The following is a 21,067-nucleotide window of genomic DNA, read 5'->3' on the forward strand; positions in this document are numbered from 1 at the left end:
GTGAAAATAGTGCTTTTTCTATGATTTATTAATCAAACGTTCATTTATCTAAAAGTTAAATTTTCAGCCTTGTTCAATTCTACATCAACTGCAGCACTATGAGAGCATCCATCAAATCGCATCCTATCACATTAATCATCTTATTCTTATTCACTATTACACCTGAAAAACCGTTATGGCCACAACAATCGGATGAATTTACAAACAAAAAGGTTTATGCTGTCAATCGCTGGATAACGGGGGGGATTGGAACAGCTGGCTTGGTCGCTAATGTAGTTGGGATTCAAATGCTGAATAACCGATCTGACATTAATACCAATGTGATTATGGATCTGGACATGCGGCAGGTAAACCCCTTTGACCGTTGGGTTTTCGATTTACCAAGAGATCAACTGAATCAGGCACAAAGCATTTCTGATTGGGGTTTAAATATTACAGTGGTTCTTCCCTTTGCGCTATTTCTTAATTCCAAAATCCGTAAAGACTGGATAGATATCACCCTGATCTATTTCGAAACCCAAATGATCTGGGTAAATCTTTACAATTATATAGGCGCTGGTTTAGTGACGAGGTACAGACCTCTGACATATCTACATGATATTCCAGTGGAAGACCGAAAAGATCCCAACAATGCCCGTTCCTGGTTCAGTGGACATACCTCCAATACCGCTGTGGCTTCCTTTTTCATGGCAACAATTTTAATCGACTACCATAGTCATTGGTCCAATTGGCAAAAAATTGGCATTTATGCCCTGGCCAGTATCCCCCCTTCCTTTGTTGCGCTTTACAGAATGAAAGCTTATAAACATTTCCCCACGGATGTCATCAGTGGTTTTATGATCGGGGCATTAGGCGGTATTTTGGTTCCCAGCCTTCACAAGAAAAAGAATCAACGGCTTTCTATTGGCCCTGTTATTCATCAAGATGCGCAGGGACTGTATTTTACCTATAAATTTTAAAATAGTCTTACAGCAACCTCCTCTTGAATCTGATTTTTATTGGAATATACACTTTTATAATTAGGCAAAAACACCCCAAAACCAACCATTATGTTAAACAAAAGCAATCTTACTCCTTTTTCCGATCCGGCTTAATGGTGTTTAAAATAGCTGAACCATCTAAATTTTAATGGAAATATGACAAAAATCACCTCCTTTTATGCTAACATTTTTTGGCAAATGTAAATTTTTCAAACACTTATAATATTAATTTAACACAAATACTCATTCCCCGTTATTTTTTCTATATTCAAATTATTGGTTAGTTAATTTTTACGCCATATGACGAATTTAAACGACGTAAACTTAAGTAATGGGGAGGTTTTTGAATCTATTATTCCCTTTTTTAAGGAAAATATAGATTTTAAGCCTCAAAAAGTAACCTATAATTCAGGAGACCTTATCACTGTATCCCACGCAAAGACCAATTACATTCATATATTAATTCGTGGTAAAATTCAATTTTACCTTCATTCCTCTGAGCTTCACAGTCAAATTCCCATTGCAAAATTTCATTCAGAAGGCACCCCAATTGGTTGGAGTGGCTTCACTCCCCCCTTCCGGCATAAGACCACCTGCAAGGCCATTTCTAAGGAAGTGGTTTGTTATCGATGGGAATTAGAAACCATCAGGGAAAAGATGGCCAGTCATTCCCACTCGGTAATGGAATTCCTGAATTTAATCATTGACCTTAGCCGGAATTTGATTGGGGAAACCATGATGTCGCTTTTTCTGCAAGCAGAAATGATTCCCTTCGAAAATCCCATTGCGCTGGAGCCGGAAAACTACGAAACACTCAAACAGCCTTCTCTTATTGAAATTGCAGGCTTTTTGAAAAGGACGCCTTTCTTTGAAATATTTAAGGAGCAGGAAATTTTCGCCTTAGCGCCTTTCCTCGAGCGCCGACATTACCCCTGCAATTCTACTTTATATGATCAGGGGGCCTTCACAGATGGTTTATATTTTCTGATTTCCGGAGAAGTAACGCTTTCCGTACATCCGGAGGAGGAACCGACTTATTTCCTCTACCGTAGCATTGAAACCGAGGGCTTGATCGTAGGATTTTCAGGAAAGGAAGATTTACCCAATATGGTGCGTGCCACGGCTTCTACTGATGCTTTGGTTTATTATTTGCCTTATGATTCCTTATTGAATCTGATGGAACATGATGCGGAATTTAAAACAAGATTTTTGTTACGCATTTTATGGCTGAGTAATCATCAATTGCAGGATGCGCGCTGCTGGCAGCTGGCCTTGCAAACGGAGCAGGAACAATATGCCATGGAACAGCTCATTAATCAAAATGCCTTACAGCTGAGCCTGCAGTCACCATTGCATAAATTACCCGCCCTAATTCAAAGCCCCACCACGCTGGCGGATGCCTTGCAATTGGTCAAATTTCAAAAAATGCATGGCAGTCCACTGGAGCGTAAAATAGCGGCCCTGGCAGATGACATTTTAAGGGAACGCAAAAAGGAACAAGCCTTCTTTTCCGGCTTGATCCAAACTTATGAGGCGGTAAGCCAAACACCTGCCGGCACATTACCTTCCATGGTCCGGAATACCTGTGCGCAGGGATTTAAGGACGCCTGTAAAGGAGTACATTTTAAAATTTCAGGTTTGGAGCATTTGCCTGCTGATTCCGGAAATATCTTTATCTATAATCATTTATTAAATCACCCCTATTATACGCTACCCAATCATTTTCAAATCACGCTGGACTCTCATTTTATTAGTGCTCAAATCCTTCAGGAATATTACGGGGACAGTGGGTTACGGATAGTTCGGGTGGGGAAAGACATCGAATACGGTCATCAGGACTATTATGAAAAACTGGGGCATATAGATGTATACACCTCCGAAAGTGAACGGAGAGATCTGACCGATGAAAAACTGGCCTTGAAACGACAGGAAATATTTCAGTTAGCCGGGGAATATTTAGCGCAGGGAGGGAATCTGATGATTAGCCCGGAGGGTACCTCCTTCCCTACTGATGCTACGCCGGGAAAATTTAAAACCGGCGCATTCCGTATGGCGGCCTCTTTGCCATCACAACCCTTATTGGTCCCTATCGTCATGCTCAATTTTGACCGGCGGATCATTAACAATCAATGGATTTGTAGAATATTACCTCCTGTGGACATCCGGGAAGCGATAAAACCTTATGGAGGAGACATCAAACAATTTGTAACCGACTTCCACCAATATTTTAAAAGCAAGGTGGAAGAAACCAAAGCAGGGAATTATTAGTATGCAGGAAATCAATCCTCAATTATTCGAAAAAGAAATTCAACAAATAGAAGCCATGCTGAAAAGCCAAGCCCATAGCGAAAACTGCATTGCATTTTTTGGTAGTTCCACTTTCCGAATGTGGTCCACCATGGCGGAAGACCTGAATCCTTATCCGGTTCTAAATTTGGGTTTTGGCGGGAGTTCTTTCCCCTATGCTATCTATTATTTCGATCGCCTTTTCAAGGACTTCAGACCTAAGGCCATCATGTTTTATTTCGGAGATAATGATTTGGGAAGAGGGGACAGTCCTAATGCGATCCGTAAAAATTTCCTGAGATTATGTGAATTAATAATGGACAAATGGCAAAAGATGCCCCCATTTTCAATCATCAGTGTCAAACCGAGTGTAGAAAAAGCACACATGCTGGACAAAATCGCTCAAACTAATGCGCTCCTACAACATGAAGCCCGTGCTTTAAATGGCAAATGGGTAAATATATACGAAAAAATGTTAAACGAGAATGGAGGGGCAAATTCAGCCTTATATTTAGCCGATGGCCTGCATTTGAATGAAACAGGCTACAAAATCTGGCAAAAAAATATCAGAGAGCATCTTTTTGATGAATATCAATGGGTTTTAAAGCAGTAAACCAAGTTTTTTTATCGATTCAAATTTTAAGGATTTAGCACATCTCTCACACAATCGGAGCATTGTCATGTTCTTATCCTTAAGAAAATAAACTTTAGTTATTAACCCATATGGAAGTAATCAATATTCAATTCGCGCTTGCCCTACATGAAAAAAGAATCTTTACCCTCGGGCAGTGTGAACATGCCTTATTAGAAAGCTGGGAGGAAGAGTTCCATCCCAATGGGGTGGTGAAAGGCTATAAAAATAGCTGGAAAGTGAGTACGGTTTGGGAAAATACCTCAGAACCAGCCATCCCAGCCCCTACTTTAACCGAACTTAGTCAACGATTAAGAAATGGTAACTTTATGGTGGAACTCTCTTTGCTGGACAAGGAACCCAGTTTAAAAATCGGTGATCAATTAACCTACCATGGCAAGGACATGGTAAGTGCCAAAATGGTGGAATTGTTATTACGCGCCCCGGAATATTACAGAAATGTAGGCCTGGGGATCACCAATCAGAAAGATTACCCCAATAGTAAAAAAATGGAACAACTGGATAATATCCGCATGTATCAAGCCTAGGCAAGCAATCAATTATATCAAAATCCCCTGAAACAGGGGATTTTTTTTAGCCAGATTATTCTTGTTTAAGCTCTCGTTTTGCTTCCAGGCGGGAATAAGAAAGGAATGGTTGCCTATTTCGAGTTTTTCCCAACGAAACAGATGAATGAGGAGAAATCAAGCTTGCCCAAATTTGGGCTATTATAAATCAAAGAAAACAAATTATAATGAATTGCAAATAAGCTACTTGCGCTTAGATTATGAATTTAGCGGTGAATAATTCGGGTTAAAATTGAGTCAGTAAATAATCGGCAAAACCAACCATATTACACTGATATGAAGCACCCTGAAATAATCTACTAAATCTAGCAGTGAATAATTCGGAATAAAAATGCCCGGGCCATATCTGACCCGGGCAAACTATATTAACCAACTATTGCTCCTATTATTTAGCAGCAGCTTCTTTCTTCGCCTTTTGCTTAGCTTCCCAGGCTTTACGGCGCTTATCCATCTTTTTCTTCTCTGCCGGATCCCATGGACCTAATTTATTCTTAGGCCCGCTAAATGGCTTTTTGAATTTTTCCTTCCAGGTATCGAATGGCTCTAATTCATACTGAACCATCAATTTGGCCAACTCCTCATGCATCATCGCGATCTCTTCTTTATACTCAGGATCATTGATGGCATTGCGAACCTCTTGAGGATCTTTCTCCAAATCATAAAATTCCCATTCATCTACATCCTGGTAGTAGAAGTGCATCAATTTATAACGCTCTCCGCGAACACCATAATGACGCTTCACACTGTGGAAACCAGGAAACTCATGGAAGTGATAGTATAAAGATTTTCTCCAGTCAGCAGGTGTTTGACCCTCAAATAAAGGCACCAATGACTGACCCTGCATTTTATCAGATGCTTCAACACCGGCAATGTCCAGGAATGTTTGAGCGAAATCCAAATTCTGAACCAAGGCATCAGAAGTAGAACCAGCCTTAATTTTACCCGGGAATTGCATCAATAATGGGGTACGCATAGACTCCTCATACATGAAGCGTTTGTCAAACCAACCGTGCTCGCCCAAGTAGAAACCCTGATCAGAAGTATAAACTACCAAAGTATTTTCTGCCAAGCCTGTTTTCTCCAGGTAATCCAATACACGCCCGATAGACTCATCTACAGAAGCAATTGTCGCACAGTAATCCTGCAGGTAACGCTGGTATTTCCATAACGCCAATTCCTCTTCATTCAAATTCGCCTGATGCATGGCATCATTCTTCCCACGGTAGGCGGCATCCCAGGCTTTTCCCTGTTCCTCGGTCATACGATCACGCCCCACATGTGGCCATGGATCATAGCGGTAATCTGAAGAACCATATTCATTGGACATTTTCAAATCATGTCCCTCGTACATATCACGATATACCGTCATCATTTGCTCGCGAGCAGCCGTACGATCTTCATTTTTATCAAAATAAGTAGCCGGTACCGGAAACTCAACACTGTCGAATTTATTCAGGTGTCTCAAGGCTGGCATCCAGTTACGGTGAGGTGCTTTGTGGTGCATCAACATCGCAAATGGTTTATCTTTATCACGTTGCTGTTCCAGATAATCAATGGTCAGGTCCGTGATAATATCCGTCGCATATCCTTCAATCTGCTCTTCCCCTTCTGCGGTAATAAAATTAGGATTGTAATACTCTCCCTGATCATCCAGGATTTTATAAAAATCGAAACCATTCGGTTCTGACACCAAATGCCATTTACCAATTACGGAAGTTTCATATCCCTGATCATGCAATTTGGTAATCCAGGTTTCCTGAGAACCATCAAATACAGAAGAGTTATGCTCAAAACCATTGATATGAGAATGCTTACCCGTCAACATCACTGCACGACTAGGTCCACATAAACTATTGGTAACAAAACCCTGATCGAAACGAATACCGTTTTCACCGATTCTATCGATATTAGGAGTTGGTGCCAATTGAGACACCGGATGGCCATAGGCACTCAATGCCTGAAAAGCATGATCATCCGTCATGATGTAAAGAATATTAGGACGCTCGGCCTGCTTGTCAGCAACAGTTTTTCCTGCCTGGCAAGAACCTAACATCAGGCTCACTGCAGCTCCTAAAAGGAAAGTTAATTTTTTGTTCATACGAATAGGAATATTTGTACTCAATGCCTGGCGTGTCTTCACCTTCCTTCGATTAATAATTGGGTTCAGATTGTGGACCGCCGTTGAATGTTGATCCAAAGTATAGCCAAATCAAGAACCCCGCAATTATTTTTCAAAAAACCATCACAAAAAAAGCTTGCAATGGTTAAATGTTTTTGCGAAAAAATATGGAAAACAAACGAGACCAAAAGGGCTATTAAGGCGCAATACAGCCTATGTAACCCATGTTGGGACGTAAAAAAAAACGAGTACATACACCTAAAAAACATTAATCCAGAGACGACACACCTCCCCTTTTATCCACAAGAAGAATATAACATTTCTAAGAAGGAATATCTCTTCTAACCGCTGAAATTAAGTTTAACACCCAATTCCCCCTAACTAAAGCCTATGCCGAATAATTCACCGCAAGATTGATCAGATCGACCTTAGCGCATTTTTAAAACCGCACTACCCGACTACAAATTCGAATTATTAAACGCGATTTTGGATAATTCCTCATCAATAGCGCTGCTATTCTAGCAAAATAATCGAGCATCACTGCTTCCTAACTTCAAATTTCCGTCATGACTTTTGGCTTTAAATCCGCTCTGAACAACTAATTCACTAAGTATAAAAGTTGAACATTTTGATTTTTCAATAGCCCAAACTAAGGAAAGCTTGATTTCTCCTCTTTCATCTGCTTCGTTTGAAAACAATGAAATAGGAAATACCTTCATTTTTCACGCCTTTCAGTTAAACAAGGGTTCGAGCATGAATAATCCGGCCTTAACTAGCCACCCTTGGCGCAAAAATTACTTAATGCAGATCCTACAATACGGATTTTATAATCAAACTTAAATTTTTTGCCTTTTTCCCAAATCCATACGCTTTTTGCGTCTTAAAAATAAAAAACAGATGATTCCTCAGGGCCAATTTGAGCAATGTTTTTAATTGAACTAAAAAGATTCAAAAAGGTGAAAATATCGCCTACTGACATAAATAGGGTGTTTTTAATCTTGAAATTTTACACAATAGTAGCAAGGAGCACCAAGTCGAAATCGATTGAAATCCTCTATTTCCTTATACAAATTCAACCTAAGCTCCTTCTTTTGCTGCTGTGATCGCGAGCACATTTTTTTCCTTGGGAATCCGGAACTCCCATGGGGTTAATAATTTTTAACATTGTCAGCTAACTATTTTTATGCGATTAAAGTACTGTTCGGCAATTCGCATTTCCCTATTGCGAATGTCATTATTCGGGCTTATGATGCTACTCCATTTTTCTGCATTTGCCCAAAATCAAATATCTGGTCGGGTAACCGATCCTAACGGTGAAGCCATTATTGGCGTAAATGTGGTGGAAAAAGGAACCACCAACGGTACCATAACTGACTTTGATGGAAACTATCAATTTCAGGTTTCTAGTGGAGCCACGATTACCGCTTCTTTTATTGGATACACTACTGAAGAAATGGTGGTGGGAAATCAGAGTAAAATTGACTTTGTTCTACAAGAAGATGTGGAAGAACTGGAGGAAGTGATTGTCATCGGTTATGGTGTTCAGAAAAAATCAGTGGTCACAGGATCTATTGCCTCGATTAAAGCGGAAGAGATTTCAGCTACCCCTGCACCAAACATCAGTCAGGCCCTTCAGGGAAGAAGCCCCGGGGTTACGGTATCAAATGCTTCGGGTCAGCCAGGTGCTGGAATTAACGTTCGCGTGCGTGGTGTCGGAACTACAGGAAATGCTCAGCCATTGTACATAGTGGATGGTATGCAGGTGGATGATATTTCTTTCTTAAACCCAACAGACATTGAGTCTATGGAAGTATTGAAAGATGCGGCCTCTGGTGCAATTTACGGTTCTCGTGCAGCAAACGGGGTGGTTTTGATTTCTACAAAGAAAGGACAAAAGGGCCGACTGGTCTTGAGTTATGATGGTTATATGGGGGTGCAATCTCCCTGGAAACATGCTGATCTACTAGGGGCTCAGGACTATATGATGATCCACAATGAAACGGCTTTGAATGATGGTAAAGCAGCCCATTTCTCTCCGGAGTTTATGGCTACTAACCAAACGGATACCGATTGGCAAAGCGAGATCTTTAATAAAGCGGCCATGATGATGAACCATCAGTTCATGCTTTCCGGAGGAAATGATGCCTCTACTTACTCGGCTTCTATTGGTTATTTTGGGCAAGACGGTATCGTGGGGCCTTCAGAAAAATCCAATTTTCAGCGCTTCAGTATGCGTTTGAATTCGACGCATCAGTTGAATAAGAAAGTGAAAGTTGGACAAAACCTGACCTTTACCAACAACCGATCTGCCGGCATTCGAGAGGATGACATCTACTTTTCTCCTTTAACATTTGCCCTGTTACACGATCCCCTGACCCCAGTAATTGAAACCGATAAGGCGCGCTTGGAGGAAATCAAAAACATGTCTCCAACAGCCTTCCGAAATGCTAATGGTGAGTATTATGGTATTTCTCAACACAATATGAGGGATAATGTGAATCCGGTTGCGGCCATTGACAATACGTTCAATGCTGTGGAAAACCGAATGTTGATTGGTAACTTTTTCGGAGATTTGGATATCACCAAGGCCTTTAAAATTCACACTGACTTTGGATTTGATTTCCGAAATAACAATATCCGCAACTACACACCAGAAGGAACTTACAACAATGATCGGATCTATTTTGTAAATGACGCCTCCAATCGAATGACCAATATGTTTAATTGGCAGTGGGAAACCTATGCGGCTTATGACAAAGCGTTTGGTGGCCACCACCTGAATGTAGTCGCCGGAACCACACTTCAGAGATTCACTAATCAGTGGATGGAAGGAACCCGAACCAACATCAACCCATCCGGTTGGGATTATGCCTGGTTAAACAACGGAGCAGATGATGACACCCAAAAAGTACAGGGCATGTTCATTGAAAGCCGATTAATGTCTTTCTTCACACGTGCCAATTGGGATTATAAAGAAAAATACATGTTGAGCGCTACCGTCCGAGCGGATGGATCTACGCGATTTGGTTCCAATAATCGATTCGGGTACTTCCCTTCTATCTCTGCCGGTTGGTTAATTTCCAATGAAAAATTCTTTAGCTCCACCACCATTAACCATTTAAAACTTAGAGGATCCTGGGGTAAAGTGGGTAATCAGGAGATTGGCAACTTCCGTTATATGTCGGCTATTAACCAAACCATTCCCTATGTAATTAGGGTCTGCTGAAATAGTTCGAATTATCTAAAAACGACTGAAGATCAACTTATTAAATCACATTAAATCTCTTTTAGTGCAAGGGGAAATTTTGTAAATTGTCCTTTAAATAGCCCCAGGGCTCCTTTCCTACTTTTTTAGCTTGCACTATGATTAAGCATTCCCCTGATCAACTTGAGATTTCTGATTTTATGGACCCGTATTTGGGTGGCCTTAATCCCAATAATAGATGGATTATTATGGCCAAAGAAATTCCTTGGAGTCAATTAAAAAGGATCTATGAACGGAACATGTCCTTCGACAAAGGAGCTAGACCTAAACCAGCGCGTTTAGTGATTGGAGCCTTGATTATCAAACACAAATATAAGTTGTCTGATAGAGAAACAATTGAACAAATCAAAGAAAGTCCATATCTACAATACTTTGTTGGATTGCATAAATTTCAACATGATCAGGTATTCGATTCTTCATTATTTCCGACAATTAGAAAGCGTTTGACCATAAAAGACTTTAATGATTTAAGTCACTTACTCCAGAGTCATGACGTTAGTATTGATGAGCAAAGCGAACTTCGTGATGAAAAAAATGTAGAAAGTGATACAAAATATAAGAAGCCTGAAATTGAAAACTCGATTTCAGTTGATGCTACTGTAGCGGTGCAAGAAATTCCTTATCCGACCGACCTGGCTTTGATCAATAAGGCTCGCATTGAATCAGAAAAAATCATCGATATATTATGGGAATTTGTTAAAACAGATGCTAAGAAACCTAGAAGCTATCGACAAAAAGCCCAAAAAGAATTTCTAGCGTTGACAAGAAAAAAGAAGAAAGGCGCCGATTTTTGGAGGGCTGCAAATCGAAAACAACTACAGTATCTTCATCGAAATATAGGGCATATTCATCGTCTATTAGACCAAATTAAGGTAGGTATTCCTTTGAATAAGCGTTTTTTGAAGCTATTGTATGTTATTCAAGAAGTGTATCGCCAACAAATGGAAATGATTGAAGAGAAGAAAAATACGGTTGGTTTCCGTATTGTAAACTTATATCAACCACATATTCGCCCCATCATAAGAGGGAAGTCTGGAGCGAATGTTGAATTTGGAGCTAAAATATCAATATCTATTGACCAAGGCTATTCTTATATTGACCATCATGATTTTGAAGCATACTATGAAGGGGAAGAGGAGATTATCAAAAAGCATATTGAAGCACATAAACTACGGCACCCTCACACTAAGCTAAATGGAATTGTTGGAGACAAAATTTATGGAAATCGAAATGCTAGAGAAGTTTATGATCAAAATGATATAACTTTCGTCGGCTCACCTCTTGGAGCTCCTCCTAAAGATCCTGAAAAAATTAAAGAGCGGGAAGAGAATAAGGTTATCCATCAAAAATTGAGGAGTCATGTAGAAGGAAAATTTGGACAAACTAAAAGGGGGTATGGATTGAATAATATTAAGGCACGAAGATCAGACACCACAAATTCTTGGATTGGTGCCATCTTCTTTATTGCTAACCTTGAAAGATTCATGAAAGGAATCTTTTTTGACCTGTTTTTTAATATTTATAAATATGATTTATGGGCATTAGTTACATCAATCATCGAAGCTGGAATTGGTAAACCAAATTTCAAGAAAAATAAAGAGACCTTTTTAAGCAGACCCTAATTAATGGTTCCCCGATTTACGGAATGGGATTGACCGCAGCCCCCAACCCGGATTTACGATGGGAATCCGCCGTATCCTCCAATCTAGGAGTTGATTTAGGCCTTTTGGATGACCGCATCTTGTTCAATGCGGAATATTACAAAAAGCGTTCAGACGGATTTTTGGCAGCCGAACCAATTCCTGATTATGTAGGCATTGGCTACCCGACCTCCAATTTGGGTATTATCGATAATCAAGGAATTGAATTAATGTTGCAATACCGCAAGAAAACCGGTGATTTCCATTATGACATTTCTGCCAATGCGGCCTACAATCATAACCGCGCAGTGGATGTAGAGAACGAAAATGGTTACATCAACTCCATCAACAATCCGGGAGGTTATATAGGTGCAGTAAGAATGGAAACCGGTATGCCATTCCCATTTTTCTATGGATTCCAAACGGATGGCATTTTCCAAACACAGGAAGAAATTGATGCCCATGTAAATGCCAATGGTGAACCTTTACAACCAAAAGCACAACCGGGAGACATTCGTTTTGTAGATGTAAACGGAGACGGATCTATTGATGAGGATGACCGTACCGATCTGGGTTCAGCCATGCCAAGCTGGACTTTCGGAGCAACCTTTAATGCTTCTTACAAAAACTGGGATTTCAGCATTTTCTTCCAGGGGCAGGCAGGTAACAAAATTGCCAACTTGAACCGCCGAAGAGATGTAGAATTACAAAATTATAATGGCCGGGTAATGGATCGCTGGCATGGGCCGGGCACCAGTAATGAATACCCTCGTATGACCGTTACGGACCCTAACAATAACTACCTTTGGTTTAATGACATGGTGCATTTGGAAGACGGATCCTACCTGCGTTTGAAAAACTTGCAAGTGGGCTATACCATCCCAATGGCCATTACCGAAAAAGTAGGCATCAGCAGATTGAGGCTATATGTTTCCGGTCAAAACTTATTGACCTGGACGAATTACACTGGCTTAGATCCGGAATTAGGTTCTGTTAATGCCCAAACTGCTACCATGGGATTGGATAGAGGTAATTATCCACAGTCTCGCATTTATATGATGGGTGTCAACATCACATTCTAATTTCTCCCCAAAAAGTATTATCATGAAAAAAAATAAAATATCGCTATTGCTGTTGGCTTTTATGCTACAGTTGGCGGCTTGTAATTTTTTAGATCTTGATCCGGTGGATCGAGTGGACGAAGAGACCTATTTTCAAAACCGAGATGAGGCCTATCTGGCCCTATTAGGAGCTTATGAACCTTTACGCTCTGACCGAACCGTTGCCCTGAACAATATCCTGGGGATGTCAGCAGATATTATGTCTGATGATGCCTATGCCGGTGGAGGATCGGTCACGGATAACTACCCATTACAAAATGCCGGAAGATTCATGAACAACCCGGCAGATCAGGGGGTAGTGCAGGGATTTTGGAAGAAATGCTACCGTGGAATTGCACGAGTAAACCTGCTGTTAGATAAATACCCGGAAATTAATTGGAAACCTAGTGAACAGCAGGATAGCTTAAACTTTGCAGCAGAAGCCACTTTCCTTCGAGCACACTATCATTTTGAATTACTTCGTTGGTATGAAAATATACCGGTAGTTCAGCAAGTATTGGATGCTACCAACTGGAGAGGCATTACGCAATTGGATCCAGCTCAGGCTTATGCCTTAGTAGCAGACGACATTTTGGAGGCCATTCCACATATGATGGACCAGGTACCACAATCTGAGCAAGGTCGATTAAGCCAATGGGCTGCAAAGGCAGAGCTATTGAAAGTCTTTCAATTTTATACCGGGGTTTATCAAAAAAATAGTCTGCCAGTAGCAGGTGGAAATGATTTTACGCTGGCAGATGCTATTGCCATGGCCGAAGAAATCATTCATGAATCCGGGCATGATTTGTTAGCGGATTACGCCGCAGTTTTTGATGCCGACTCAGACTTTAACAATGAAGTCCTATTTGAAATTCCATTCTTCGACAGAGGTGGAGCGACTCCCGGAGCGGACAATCACCTGGGAAATTTCCAGTGCCAAATGTCAGGGCCAAGAGGTTACAACTCGGATTTATTAAGAGCAGGTTATGGTTTCAATATTCCAACACACAGTCTATACAATGCTTTTGAGGACAGTGACCCTCGTAGAGCTGTAGCCATTGTAACGGCGGAAGAATTATTGACCCGAGAATCTGCAACCCCAAACCTGGAGGCAGGCTTCACCCACACGGGCATGTATGCTTATAAGTACACCACCCATGCAGATCGCTTCCCTTCAGCGGCTCCCGTGCAAAACTGGTCACAGAACTTCCATTATATTCGTTTTGCTGATGTTTTATTAATGGCTGCAGAGCTTCATCTAAACAATGGAAATCAGGGGAAAGCTTTAGAATATACCAATCGCGTGAGAAACCGCGTAAATTTACCTTCAATGACTTCCGTAGACCTGGAGGACATTTATCAGGAAAGAAGAGTGGAATTAGCATTAGAGGGCTGGCGATATTTCGACCTTTTGCGCCGTGGCGTGGATTATGCTGACCAGCACCTGACCGTCACCAACTATCAAATGCAGGCGCCAAGTATTCCGGACTTACCACAGACCGGGGATGTGGGCAACCCACAGGATTTTGAAGTCACCTTTGATAAAGTAAAAAGAGGATTCTTGCCCATCCCTCTTAATGAACTGGATTTGAATAATAATCTGGTTCAAAATGCGGGCTACTAATTGAACCCATAAGAAAGGGCAGTCGAAAGGCTGCCCTTTTTATATGTTCAAAATGAAATAGTAAAGGGTACAAAAAAGTAATTCCGTTATTGAAAAAACGTGAAGAAAGATTTTTGCCCGAACCTCATAGCCAATCGGCTTTTTAGAAGCATTGAAAATAGCATCCACTCTGGGTCTTGTCTTCAGATTTTGATACTTATTCCATAGCCTGATCACATTTAGCCGGATTATTCCTGTTTAAATTCTCGTTTAACTGCAGAGCGGGACAAAGTACGGAATTTTTGCTTGTTCTGAGTTTTTTACAACAAAGCAAATGAAGGGGGGAGCAAGCAAGCCTGCCCCTATTTGGCCTATTTGGAAATTAACCAAAACAATTTTAACAAGCTGAAGGCACATAGAACAACTAAATAAATCGATCGGTGAATAATTCAGAATAAGGAATACCGCTAAAGCCCAAATCGGTATTGAATACCCGCCAGCACTTGCGTACGAGTCCCCAAAAAACCCACCTCTCCCCGGAACATCCACTTGGGGTTGAGTTGATACTGGGCGCCCACCAAAAAATTCCACATCTCTTTCTGTTGTTTATCCAAAGAATACTGCACCGTAGATTCTCCTATCTGGTTAAGCCCATTTTCTAAAGCATTCAGCGCCTCTCCTACTCTACCTATGGCTTCATTGGAACGGTCATATACCGGCTGATAAATCCGTTGTTGAGCTGATGTTAATCCCTCCCACCAACTATCCAATTGATTTTGAGCCTCCTCCAAACGCATATAACCCTGATCTATTTTTTCTAATGCACCCTCTCCGCTCAGCAAAGCATCCAGGGGCAGTGTACCGGAAGTCCCAGAATTAATTTTCACTCGAAAACCTCCCACCCAAACCGCCAGATTGCTTTTTTTGCTAAACTTAAAAGTTTTGCCCATTCTGGGGCCGAACACAAAACTAAAGGCTGGCTCTTCAAGTGCATCAATATCGGTCCAGGTAAAATTCATATCTAAAGCCAACCAGCCATTGGCAATACCAATGGTCGGGGTAATACCAAAGCCTGCGGTAAGCCCGGAAAAATCAGCCTTAGTCTGTAAGTCAATAATTTCAGTATATCCCGTGCCATTTGGCACAAAGACCCCAAAGTCTACCTCCGTACTAGATGCTGAGCCAGCAATAATCCCATAAACATTTAAAAAGGGTAAAATCCAAATATCAGGGCGGAAGTTAAAAGCACTCGTACGGGCTTGCGCATTCTTAAATCGGATGACATCATCCAGATTATACATCGGACCATTATTGAAGCCAATCATCAAGTTATTAATGGTCACATCAGATTCCTGAAATAAATAATTTAAACTCATTCCCGCAGATAATGGCAATGTATAACCCGCCTGGGCAGCCTTTTCTCCCAAAATAGGTAAAACATAAGGGTATTTAATTTGCTTCAAACTATCGGAAACTACCTCCCGATTTGGATTCACTTCTCGATTGGAATAAACCTGCGCCTGAACGCTTTGTGTCCCAAAAAAAGCGAGCAACAATAGCAACAGAGGGACATGAAAAATTGGAGTAAAATGCTTTAGAGCCATATGCAGTGGTTAATTCAAGATTTAAGTATTTCCCCCTCCATTAAGGACTTATACTTAAGTCAGGTTTGGAAACATTGAATGGACTTGATAACAGCAATACCGCATTATTTTGAAAGCATAGCTTCGCTACCGCAAAAAAATACAAACCACCTTAAAATCAATCAAATACATTTCGATTAACATGATTTTGAAGGAAAGCTATTCGCCTAAGTCTTTTCCCAAACTTCTTAGAGGAATACAATTAAAAGTTAGAACAGGAGGAATTAGCATAAGTTTGCTTTTCATAAAAAAACTTAACTTTTGAAAAGGCTAGTGCCGCCTCTCCAGCTCACCTCTTTACCTTATGAATAACGGATACTGGCTAATTGGCGTCCCTCAAATCGTTTCAGCGAGCCTTAATTGAAAGGTGTTTAGATTTAAAATATAAAGATAAGCTAAAACCAAAAAATTGATGCTACATAGCCGTAAAGGCAAGGCAAACGCATGACTGAAATTAAGAACGATTGTAAAAGCACAATTCCTGATAAAAGTTTAAGGTGTTTTAAAAATAATGAATCATCAATTCCAATGAATCAAAAATTAATTATGACCTGAAAACTTGATCCGTCTTTTAATTCAGGACACAAAATAGATGAATTTAAACAATATTTAAGTAAAAGAATAAATCATGGGAATCAAGAGCAAAACATTACCTCAAATCAAAAACAAACAATTTTCATCTACTTTTTTTTAATCCATATCACTCAAACAATATAAAATATAGTAACATTTTTTAATTCGATTTTCAACAAAAAAGATTACAAAACCAGTTTTATCGTTGGCCCTTTTAAAAACTCCCATAACCTCTACCCTCTCAAAATGATAAATTTAGCTTCACGCAAGCTATAATGATGCTGGAAATTTTAAAAAAGACAATGACTCTGTTTTAAACCCAAAAAAACGCCTAACCATATACACCTATCGAATAGTGATAATTTTTAAATTAAAAATACTTTTTTATACTTGCTTATTATTTTAGCTTTACAATTAATACTACTATATTAAATCACTTAATATTAACACATCTAAAACAACCACTTACGCCTGATAATTTTTTGACATGAAAAAAACCATCCTGCTGTTCACAGCCATGCTATTTTGTTCATTTTCAGCTGAGGCACAAGAAGATGATGTGAAAATAAACACCCTTTCCAGACGATTTGATATTAAACTATCCGGAAGAAAAATTACCATTAACGAACATAACTTTCAGGAAAAAACATTCCTTAAAAATGTCACCAGGCACGCCAGCGATGCTGTAGGGTATTCCAACCTTGACCCCGTCATATCCCTGGAGGCCTACACTAAAATCCCACACAAAAAAGGGCGATACAAACTTCAAAATGTAAGCTTAATCGAAACTAGTGATGTTGTTGAGGCCGGGATTTTTTATGGGGGACATAAAATGAAAAACTTCCTCTACCCCAATATTTCCCCCGGGGCCAGAGGGGTTCTTAAATACACAAAGAGATTAGTAGAACCACAAATGATGGGCAGGTTCTTCTTTGATGATATCTACCCAGTGGATAGCAGCTGTATTGAAATAAACTATCCCGCAAACTGTGCTATAGATTTCAAGCTGTTCAACATAAAGGACGAGCAAATACTTTTTGAGAAAACGGAACAATTAGGCACCATCACTTGTCGGTGGATCATGAAAAATCAGCCGGCTTATATGAAAAATGCCGGCGCTCCAAACCCTGCCTATACCTCACCGCATATTATTTTGAGAATCAGCTCCATTCTGGTAAATGGAGAAAAAATCACCATCAATGAAAGTCCTGCAGACCTTTACCAATGGTACCATAGCCTGTTACAAAAAATACCGGAGGAAAATAAACAGGAAAAAATTAACCAAAAAGTTAATGCGCTAACGGAAAATCTCATCAACGAAGAGGAGAAAATTAAGGCCATTTATAATTGGGTACAATGCAATATCAAATACGTTGCCTTTGAAAATGGCATGGCTGGCTTTATTCCAAGACCAGCTGGTGAGGTTTTTACTAAACGATACGGGGACTGTAAAGATATGTCATATCTTCTCCAAAATATGCTGAAAAGTGCCGGGATTCCCGCCCACCTTACCTGGATCGGTACGGTACATAAACCCTACACCTATTCGGATGTGCCCACCACCGTTACAGACAACCATATGATCTGTGCGGTGCAAATAAATGGCGACTACAAGTTTCTGGACGCCACTAACCGATTTCATTCTATTGAACAATCCCCTTCCATGGTACAAGGGAAAGAAGCATTAATTCAAAAGGACGCTACTGAGTTTGAAATAATAAAAGTCCCTGTAGCTCCTTTGGACCGATGTCTGCGTAAAGATGAATTAAATATTCAGTTAGAGGGCAATAGCTTAAAGGCGGAGGGACAAACGCTTTTGAAAGGGTATCAACAAGAAAACTTTTTACATGCCGAATTCCTTTTTGATAATCATCGGGAAAAAAATTTCCATCAGAAATACCTTAATCTGGGGAAAAAAAGCTCCTCCTATGAACAGGCAGAATCTGAATCTTTAGAAGATGGACTTAATGTCAACTATACCGCAACTTTTAATAATGAGGTAGTAAAAACCAGTGATAAAATTTATATCAATTTAAACCTGGATCCCTGCCTTAAGACTTTAAATCTTGGAGATCTACAACACAGAAGCCAGCCTATTCAACTGCCCAAAAAGTATAATTATGCTTTAACCACCAGTCTGAAGATTCCGGATGGCTATGTAGTTGATTTTTTCCCTGAATCCCAGGAGCTATCACTGGAGGGAATGGACCTCCGCTATCAGTACGCTATACAGGAGGGACAGCTAGTGCTCCACAAAACCCTCCAGATTGACCAACTTTTCATCGAAGGAAAAGATTTGGTGAAATTTTCCACCCTATTTGAAAAGCTGGTTAAAATTAGTCAACAAAAAATTATATTAAAAAAGTCATAATATGAGCAAGCTCTTTGTCACCTTTCTATTTTTTTGTTCTTCGTTTTATAATGCATTCGCACAACTTTCAGAACATCACAATATTAACTGGGAGATCTCTCCGAAATTACACCCTCTAGATGAGCAATACCAACAGGAGTCAGCCATAATCATAAAAGACGAACGGGTAATCGAACTGGTTCCGGTTCAAATGCAGGCAGTCAGTGTGAACACCGTTCATAAAATCATCAAGATTATGGATGAGTCCGCTATTGAAAATTATAATAAGGTATATATACCCTATATTTCGGAGGAGCAGTTACTGGAATTAAATGTAAGGACAATTTCAAAGGAAGGAAAAGTCATTGACTTTGATAAAAGTAAACTGAAAGCACTTGAAAATGTAGATGGAAAAGGAAACTTCCATATTTTTGCGATCGAAGGCATAGAAGAAGGCGGAGAAATTGAATACACCTACACCATTACGCAGATGGCTCAATACTTTGGAAGCGAAATATTCCAGACTGATGTTCCTGTAATGGAAGCCAGTATTAAAATTGTTTACCCAGGCGCGATAAATTATACTACCAAATCCTATAACGGTTTTCCAGATGCGGTCAAGAGATTTAATTATCATTATGCCGCTGCCACTAATATTCCAGCCATGCAGGAAGAGGAGCAATCTGCCTTCAGCCCGAACCTGATGCGTTTGGATTTCAAAATTGATAGCAATCCGCAAAAACAGAATTTAATATCCTGGAGAACCATAGGGGAGACTTACTTCAAACAATTCAATATGAGTAAAGGAAGCGCAAAAGCATCCAAGCTTATCCGTAATTTGAAGATTAATAAATTGTCCACAGAAGAAAAAGTGCAGGCTATTGAGGATTATTTAAAAAATAATATCACCCTCACCAAAAGCTCCAAGGAAGAGTATGGAGACCCAAATTTTATCTTGAAGAATAACACCAGTAATGAAGCAGGATTAATAAAAACCTATTTTAAATGTCTTAGCGCTGCAAAAATCAGGTTCAATGTCCTTATCTGCGCCAATAAATATAAACTTCATATTGATAAAGATTTTGCAATTTACCCCCAACAAAGCGATATAATTTTTTATTTCCCTGAAGTTGACGCATTTGTCGCCCCCACCTATGCCAATATGCGTTTAGGCGCCGCTCCTTGTCTTTTAGAGGGGACAAATGCTATCCAGTTAAGAACCGACTATAACTCATCGAATAGATTGATTTACTTAAAAGGCACCAATCTACGACGAATTTCTACATTGAGCCCTCAGCAAAACTTTGCCAGTGTTATCGCCAATGTCTCGGTGAGTCCGGAAAATTTAAAAGCGAAGGTTGATTTGGCCCATAGTTTTCAGGGCCACCCTGGCTATGAGGTAAGATTTGGATATTTGATGAATAAAGAAGGAGAGGACCTGGAGAATTTTAAGCAAATGATCGTCACTTCCGCTTTAGAAGATGCAGTTTACGAAAATTTTGAAGTACTTAACGAGGACATGACGCATTCCGGGAAAAAAAATGATCCTTTGGTGGTTAAGGCCACCTTTGAAACAGACGGAATGGTCGAAAGTGCTGGAGATGACCTACTGGTATCTATTGGAAAAGTGATCGGGAAACAAAGTGAGCTATATGAAGATAAAGAACGAATTACTGATGTTACCACCAGACACCCAAGAGTATATCGTCATGAAATAAGCCTTGAAATTCCTAAAGGGTATAATTGCAAGGGTCTGGATCAACTAGAATGCGAGCACCTCATTGAAGAAGATGGGAAATTATTAATGAGATACATCTCCCACAGTACGATTCAGGATGGGGTACTCAAAATAGTCATTGAGGAAGAATACCATCAGGCAGAAATGGATAAATCCCAATACGATAACTACCGAAAATGTGTAAATGCTGCCGCTGATTTTAATAAAGCGGTGCTCATTCTAAGCCCCGAGCTATCCAACTAAATTTGTGACTATTCAGTAAGCTTAAGAAAGGGAGAACTGACAATTAGGAATGCGACAAAATCCTCAAGCTATCGATGCACCCCTTTCCTTCTTTCAATATAAAAGATTAAAAACATCAAAACCTCCCTCTAATAAAAGGGAGGTTTTTTACTTTCTGAAGGCTACCTTCTTATCACCTATAAATGGTATTGCCAGTATTGCCTTTTCATGAACAAAAGCTCTTTTGGTTCTCATCAATGACCCATAAACGGAATCTAAAGAGGCAGAACTAAAGGGGAATAAAAATTCATATTGAAAAATAGGAGAAAG

At 40.0% G+C, this 21,067-nt stretch carries 13 protein-coding genes; 10 read left to right on the top strand and 3 right to left on the bottom strand.

Going from position 1 to position 21,067, the window contains the following annotated elements:
- Positions 1-98 precede the first annotated feature (98 nt).
- The 4 genes from AAA970_RS16640 (at position 99) to AAA970_RS16655 (ending at position 4,445) form a co-directional block, all read left to right on the top strand.
- Positions 99-959 carry a phosphatase PAP2 family protein gene (locus AAA970_RS16640; RefSeq protein ID WP_338238019.1) on the top strand — a complete coding sequence of 287 codons (861 nt, stop codon included), beginning with the start codon at positions 99-101 and terminating at the stop codon, positions 957-959.
- A 321-nt stretch (positions 960-1,280) separates the two neighbouring features.
- Positions 1,281-3,248, top strand: a complete 1,968-nt coding sequence (locus tag AAA970_RS16645) for a cyclic nucleotide-binding domain-containing protein (RefSeq protein WP_338238020.1) — start codon at positions 1,281-1,283, stop codon at positions 3,246-3,248.
- Position 3,249: 1 nt separating this feature from the next.
- Positions 3,250-3,879, top strand: a complete 630-nt coding sequence (locus AAA970_RS16650; protein WP_338238021.1) for a GDSL-type esterase/lipase family protein — start codon at positions 3,250-3,252, stop codon at positions 3,877-3,879.
- A 110-nt stretch (positions 3,880-3,989) separates the two neighbouring features.
- Positions 3,990-4,445 carry a hypothetical protein gene (locus tag AAA970_RS16655; protein WP_338238022.1) on the top strand — a complete coding sequence of 152 codons (456 nt, stop codon included), beginning with the start codon at positions 3,990-3,992 and terminating at the stop codon, positions 4,443-4,445.
- 424 nt (positions 4,446-4,869) lie between these two features.
- Here the strand turns inward: AAA970_RS16655 and AAA970_RS16660 are convergent, their stop codons facing one another.
- Positions 4,870-6,582, bottom strand: a complete 1,713-nt coding sequence (locus AAA970_RS16660; protein WP_338238023.1) for a sulfatase family protein — start codon at positions 6,580-6,582, stop codon at positions 4,870-4,872.
- A 539-nt stretch (positions 6,583-7,121) separates the two neighbouring features.
- A complete protein-coding gene (locus AAA970_RS16665; protein ID WP_338238024.1) occupies positions 7,122-7,322 on the bottom strand; it encodes a hypothetical protein in 201 nt (66 codons plus the stop codon).
- A gap of 464 nt (positions 7,323-7,786) precedes the next feature.
- Between AAA970_RS16665 and AAA970_RS16670 the strand changes: the two genes are divergently transcribed.
- The 4 genes from AAA970_RS16670 (at position 7,787) to AAA970_RS16685 (ending at position 14,232) form a co-directional block, all read left to right on the top strand.
- On the top strand, positions 7,787-9,829 hold the full coding sequence (locus AAA970_RS16670; protein ID WP_338238025.1) for a SusC/RagA family TonB-linked outer membrane protein: 2,043 nt from the start codon (positions 7,787-7,789) through the stop codon (positions 9,827-9,829).
- Between the two features lie 137 nt (positions 9,830-9,966).
- The gene (locus tag AAA970_RS16675; RefSeq protein WP_338236803.1) at positions 9,967-11,490 is read left to right on the top strand and encodes an IS5 family transposase; all 1,524 of its coding nucleotides are present in this window, start codon (positions 9,967-9,969) and stop codon (positions 11,488-11,490) included.
- 23 nt (positions 11,491-11,513) lie between these two features.
- On the top strand, positions 11,514-12,590 hold the full coding sequence (locus AAA970_RS16680; RefSeq protein ID WP_338238026.1) for a TonB-dependent receptor domain-containing protein: 1,077 nt from the start codon (positions 11,514-11,516) through the stop codon (positions 12,588-12,590).
- A 22-nt stretch (positions 12,591-12,612) separates the two neighbouring features.
- Positions 12,613-14,232, top strand: a complete 1,620-nt coding sequence (locus AAA970_RS16685) for a RagB/SusD family nutrient uptake outer membrane protein (RefSeq protein ID WP_338238027.1) — start codon at positions 12,613-12,615, stop codon at positions 14,230-14,232.
- 446 nt (positions 14,233-14,678) lie between these two features.
- Here the strand turns inward: AAA970_RS16685 and AAA970_RS16690 are convergent, their stop codons facing one another.
- The gene (locus tag AAA970_RS16690; protein ID WP_338238028.1) at positions 14,679-15,815 is read right to left on the bottom strand and encodes a hypothetical protein; all 1,137 of its coding nucleotides are present in this window, start codon (positions 15,813-15,815) and stop codon (positions 14,679-14,681) included.
- Between the two features lie 1,099 nt (positions 15,816-16,914).
- Here AAA970_RS16690 and AAA970_RS16695 point away from each other — a divergent pair.
- Both AAA970_RS16695 and AAA970_RS16700 read left to right on the top strand, forming a co-directional pair.
- A complete protein-coding gene (locus tag AAA970_RS16695) occupies positions 16,915-18,798 on the top strand; it encodes a transglutaminase-like domain-containing protein (RefSeq protein ID WP_338238029.1) in 1,884 nt (627 codons plus the stop codon).
- Between the two features lies 1 nt (position 18,799).
- The gene (locus AAA970_RS16700) at positions 18,800-20,758 is read left to right on the top strand and encodes a DUF3857 domain-containing protein (protein ID WP_338238030.1); all 1,959 of its coding nucleotides are present in this window, start codon (positions 18,800-18,802) and stop codon (positions 20,756-20,758) included.
- Positions 20,759-21,067 lie beyond the last annotated feature (309 nt).

This window comes from Persicobacter diffluens (assembly GCF_036244895.1).
GTDB classification, from domain to species: Bacteria; Bacteroidota; Bacteroidia; order Cytophagales; family Cyclobacteriaceae; genus Persicobacter; species Persicobacter diffluens.

Excerpts from the sequence above, each read along its gene's own strand:
- AAA970_RS16640 (WP_338238019.1), top strand. The coding sequence starts at position 99 with ATGAGAGCATCCATCAAATCGCATCCTATCACATTAATCATCTTATTC.
- AAA970_RS16645 (WP_338238020.1), top strand. The coding sequence starts at position 1,281 with ATGACGAATTTAAACGACGTAAACTTAAGTAATGGGGAGGTTTTTGAA.
- AAA970_RS16650 (WP_338238021.1), top strand. The coding sequence starts at position 3,250 with ATGCAGGAAATCAATCCTCAATTATTCGAAAAAGAAATTCAACAAATA.
- AAA970_RS16655 (WP_338238022.1), top strand. The coding sequence starts at position 3,990 with ATGGAAGTAATCAATATTCAATTCGCGCTTGCCCTACATGAAAAAAGA.
- AAA970_RS16660 (WP_338238023.1), bottom strand. The coding sequence starts at position 6,582 with ATGAACAAAAAATTAACTTTCCTTTTAGGAGCTGCAGTGAGCCTGATG.
- AAA970_RS16665 (WP_338238024.1), bottom strand. The coding sequence starts at position 7,322 with ATGAAGGTATTTCCTATTTCATTGTTTTCAAACGAAGCAGATGAAAGA.
- AAA970_RS16670 (WP_338238025.1), top strand. The coding sequence starts at position 7,787 with ATGCGATTAAAGTACTGTTCGGCAATTCGCATTTCCCTATTGCGAATG.
- AAA970_RS16675 (WP_338236803.1), top strand. The coding sequence starts at position 9,967 with ATGATTAAGCATTCCCCTGATCAACTTGAGATTTCTGATTTTATGGAC.
- AAA970_RS16680 (WP_338238026.1), top strand. The coding sequence starts at position 11,514 with ATGGGATTGACCGCAGCCCCCAACCCGGATTTACGATGGGAATCCGCC.
- AAA970_RS16685 (WP_338238027.1), top strand. The coding sequence starts at position 12,613 with ATGAAAAAAAATAAAATATCGCTATTGCTGTTGGCTTTTATGCTACAG.
- AAA970_RS16690 (WP_338238028.1), bottom strand. The coding sequence starts at position 15,815 with ATGGCTCTAAAGCATTTTACTCCAATTTTTCATGTCCCTCTGTTGCTA.
- AAA970_RS16695 (WP_338238029.1), top strand. The coding sequence starts at position 16,915 with ATGAAAAAAACCATCCTGCTGTTCACAGCCATGCTATTTTGTTCATTT.
- AAA970_RS16700 (WP_338238030.1), top strand. The coding sequence starts at position 18,800 with ATGAGCAAGCTCTTTGTCACCTTTCTATTTTTTTGTTCTTCGTTTTAT.